The sequence below is a fragment of the Vibrio genomosp. F10 str. 9ZD137 genome, from assembly GCF_049974785.1.
Classification (GTDB): Bacteria; Pseudomonadota; Gammaproteobacteria; order Enterobacterales; family Vibrionaceae; genus Vibrio.
Genome location: NZ_JBNGCJ010000269.1, coordinates 1 through 4,081 on the forward strand (window position 1 = coordinate 1; position 4,081 = coordinate 4,081).

The following is a 4,081-nucleotide window of genomic DNA, read 5'->3' on the forward strand; positions in this document are numbered from 1 at the left end:
AGACTGGCGGTCACCATACCAAGCGACCAAAAACAAAATGCCAAGGTACGCGAGTGACACGGGTATGACGATCCATCCTTGCATTAGACATCCTTTTCTAAGCAGCAGTTACAAAATAAAAAACCTCTCGCCCTATCATTAATAAAAAGGAGGAGAGGTCTCATTTAACTAAGGAACTGCCGTAATCTCAATCAATTGAGTCTAATTCTGTGCTTTGGGCTCCGCTTTCTGCGCATCGGTTATTATTGACGCTCTAGGTTCTACTTTCACAAACAGCGCCAGTCCTCCCATTAAAGCCATCGCCCAAAAAACATCCGCTCCCCAATTCTCATAACCCCAACCACTGAGTGTTGTAAGAAGAGCGATAACGGCCCCTAGAGGAATCGCATTATACAAGGCTTGCAGTGCCACCATTTTATGCTCTTCTTCTTGCTGAATGTATTGGATCGCTGCAATGTGCGCGACCGCAAAGGTAACCCCATGCAGAAGCTGCACAAGAACCAACGCATAAATCTCGGTAGTTGACGCTGTGATTCCCCAACGCACCATGACACCAATGGCCGCCATCACAAATAGAGATCGCAGTGTCCAACCAGAGAAAAAGCGCTTACTGAAAGCGAACACCATCACCTCAGCAACAACGCCCAAACTCCATAAATAACCAATGATATCCGCCGAGTAGCCCGCATCACGCCAGTAAATGGCACTGAAACTGTAATAAGCAGCGTGGCTTCCCTGAATCAGCGCAATCAATGTTAAGAACTTAATCACTGGCCACTCTCGTAAAAGTTGAGAGACTTTTGGTCGCTCGGTTATTTGCTTATTTTGGGTTTCCGGCATGACCGAAATGTTCCTCATTGAAATGATCAATGAGAAAAGTACCCCTGCCAACGCGGTATAAAGAATCATATCCGTGCCATACAAGGACACCAGATAACCCACGACGGTAGAACCTGCAATGAAAGCAATCGAACCCCATAAACGGGTTCGTCCGTAATCCAACCTTTTTAACCGAGCATAATAATTAGCAAGGGCATCCGACAACGGCACTATGGGTCCACAACATAGATTAAACAGTACCGTCGCCAGTGCCATTAGCCAAAAATTTCCTCCCGTGAAGAAATGGAAACCGACAAACAAAAATGCCGCTAAGCTCAGCCAACGCAGTGCAGGAAGAAGATGTTCCGCTTTATGAATTCGAGGGGTTATCACCAAGTTTGAAACACAACGGGTCGCAAAACCGACACCAACAAGCACACCAATATCGGTTGCAGAGACACCTTGTTCTTCAAACCAAAGCGCCCAAAACGGGAGATAAACACCGTAAGCAAAAAAGAAACCAACAAAATACTGGGAGATCCAGGCAAAAGGAGATGGGGTTAACATCAAAGACTCCAAAAGGGAATTGAGCAAGCGAGGCCATTATGGACCTTGCTTAAGAGATAAAAAAGGGAAGAAAGCGCCTTGATGGATTTCCGGTTTAAGTATCGCCTAGAAAAATCATTCCGATGGCATTAGACCAAAGTCGTCTGGAGGTACTGGCGAAATTTGTCACACTGACAATGCGGGTAATCAATTGAGAGGAACGGTGATGCCAGACAAATTTAATATGCAATCCCCACCTTTTGATCGACTTACAGAAGAGCAGCAACACACATTACGCTCCTCTCTTGATGTCGCTTATTACCGCAATAAAGACATTATTTTACAACCAGACCAGCCCTGTGACTATTTAAACATCCTAATCAAAGGCGCAGTCGAAGAACGCTCAACGGACACCTCTGAAGTTTACGCCCATTACGCCAATGATGACATGTTTGATGTCAGGGCTCTATTTGAGGGCAACGCTCGCCACCAATACATCGCCTTAGAAGACACGCTCTCGTACTTACTGCCAAAAGATATTTTCACTGAACTGTATGAAGCGAACGGTCAATTTGCGGCTTACTTTGATAACAACTTAAAAAAACGCCAAGTACTTATCAAGGAAGCTCAGCAACAGCAAAATCTCGCAGAGTTTATTTTAACCAAAGTGGACAGCTCTATTTACCACCCTCCAATGATCTTAGAGCCCGAACAGCCACTTAATGAGGTCACCCTACAGTTAAAAGAAGCAGGGTTAGATTCGGCACTGGTTCGGCTTTCTGACCACGATATTCGCTTAATCGACAATGCCAGCGCTCACCCTTACGCCATTGTTACCCGCACCAATATGTTGCACGCTGTCATGCTCGACAATCACCCATTAGATACCGCCGTCAGTAAAATAGCGACCTTTCCTGTGGTTCATATTGACGATGGTGATTTCCTCTTCAACGCCATGATCTCAATGACACGTAATAAAATGAAGCGAGTCATGGTGTGTGATGGAAAAGAAGCGGTGGGCATGCTAGACATGACACAAATTCTGAGTGCATTTTCAACACACTCTCATGTACTCACGTTGAGTATCGCCCGTTCAACCAGTATCGAGGAGTTAGCGCTTGCTTCAAACCGTCAACGACAACTGGTTGAGAGCTTACTAAGCAATGGTATTCGCACCCGGTTTATCATGGAACTCATTTCGGCGGTCAACGAACAAATCATCGAAAAGGCATTCGAATTGGTGGTGCCACCCGCCTTACATGATCATTGCTGCTTGATTGTTCTTGGATCAGAAGGACGCGGGGAGCAAATACTGAAAACCGATCAAGATAACGCGCTGATCATCAAAGATGGTTTAGAGTGGCATCAATGCCAACCCATCATGAACGAGTTAACCCACACGCTGCAACAACTTGGCTACCCTCTTTGCCCTGGAGATGTCATGGTTAACAACCCTAAATGGGTCAAATCGCAACAACATTGGAAAGAGACGATTGAGCGATGGGTACAAGGTGCAAGGCCAGAACATGTGATGGATATCGCCATCATGGCAGATGCTCATGCCGTCGCTGGAAATCGACAACTGCTAACGAGCGTCAGTGACCATCTGCAGAACTTAATGAAAAATAAAATGTTGGTGCTGCAAGAATTCACTCGACCAGCGCTTCAATTTTCTATTCCTTTAACATTGTTTGGTAACGTCAAAAAAGTCAAAGAAGGGCTGGATATAAAGCGGGGGGGCATTTTTCCTATCGTCCATGGCATACGAGCACTGGCCTTAGAGTATGGGCTCAATGAAAAGAATACCTTCGAGCGTATTAAAACTCTGCGGGTCAAACGTATTTTGGAACCAGAAACCGCAGATAACCTCAGTGAAGCGTTAAAACTATTTTTCAAATTACGCTTATCTCAGCAGCTCTCTTTCGATCACAGCTCAAACAACATTGAATTAAAACAACTCGATAGAACGGAACGAGACATATTGCGGCACAGCTTACATGTGGTGAAAAAATTCAAACAGTTCCTTAGCTATCATTATCAAATAAGGGACTAAACCGTGATCATAATGGTAAACACTCGATGAACTGGTTATTACGCAAGTTTTGGTCTTGTAAGCTGAAGGGATCGCCCTATCAGTCACTCTTTGGTGCTCCTCAGAAAGGAGAGTTTGTCTCCCTTGATTGTGAAACCACCAGCTTAGATCCTCACCGCGCTGAATTAGTCACGATTGCAGCAACAAAAATCATCGATAACAGAATCATCACAAGTAAACCGTTTGAAGTCCGTTTAAGAGCGCCTCAATCTCTCGATTCTGGTTCAGTTAAAATTCACAAAATACGACATCAAGACCTAGTGGATGGCATTGGGGAAAAAGACGCCATCATACAACTCCTCGACTTTATTGGGCGTCGCCCTCTGGTGGGTTACCACATACGCTACGACAAGACGATCCTTGATATTGCCTGTAAAAAACATCTTGGATTTCCCTTGCCAAACCCTCTGATTGAAGTAAGCCAAATTTATCACGACAAGCTTGAACGTCATCTACCCAATGCCTATTTTGATCTCAGCCTTGATGCCATTTGTAAACACCTCGATATCCCAATACAAGGCAAACATGATGCACTGCAAGACGCGATATCGGCTGCCCTAGTTTTTGTTCGACTGACAAAAGGCGATCTGCCCTCCTTGACCGTCCCGAGATCGGAAGAGCGGT

The 4,081-nt window shown here is 45.1% G+C and carries 3 protein-coding genes; 2 read left to right on the forward strand and 1 reads right to left on the reverse strand.

Going from position 1 to position 4,081, the window contains the following annotated elements:
• Window positions 1-201: 201 nt before the first annotated feature.
• Entirely contained in the window at window positions 202-1,386 is a 1,185-nt protein-coding gene (locus ACP45E_RS04545; RefSeq protein ID WP_017037162.1) for a 3-phenylpropionate MFS transporter, read from the reverse strand.
• A 205-nt stretch (window positions 1,387-1,591) separates the two neighbouring features.
• Here ACP45E_RS04545 and ACP45E_RS04550 point away from each other — a divergent pair, with 205 nt between their 5' ends.
• Entirely contained in the window at window positions 1,592-3,418 is a 1,827-nt protein-coding gene (locus ACP45E_RS04550) for a DUF294 nucleotidyltransferase-like domain-containing protein (RefSeq protein ID WP_017035705.1), read from the forward strand.
• A 26-nt stretch (window positions 3,419-3,444) separates the two neighbouring features.
• On the forward strand, window positions 3,445-4,081 hold a 637-nt coding region (locus ACP45E_RS04555; RefSeq protein WP_069584746.1), incomplete at its 3' end, for a 3'-5' exonuclease.

Coding starts and splice junctions, on each gene's coding strand:
- ACP45E_RS04545 (WP_017037162.1), bottom strand. CDS start 1,386: ATGTTAACCCCATCTCCTTTTGCCTGGATCTCCCAGTATTTTGTTGGT.
- ACP45E_RS04550 (WP_017035705.1), top strand. CDS start 1,592: ATGCCAGACAAATTTAATATGCAATCCCCACCTTTTGATCGACTTACA.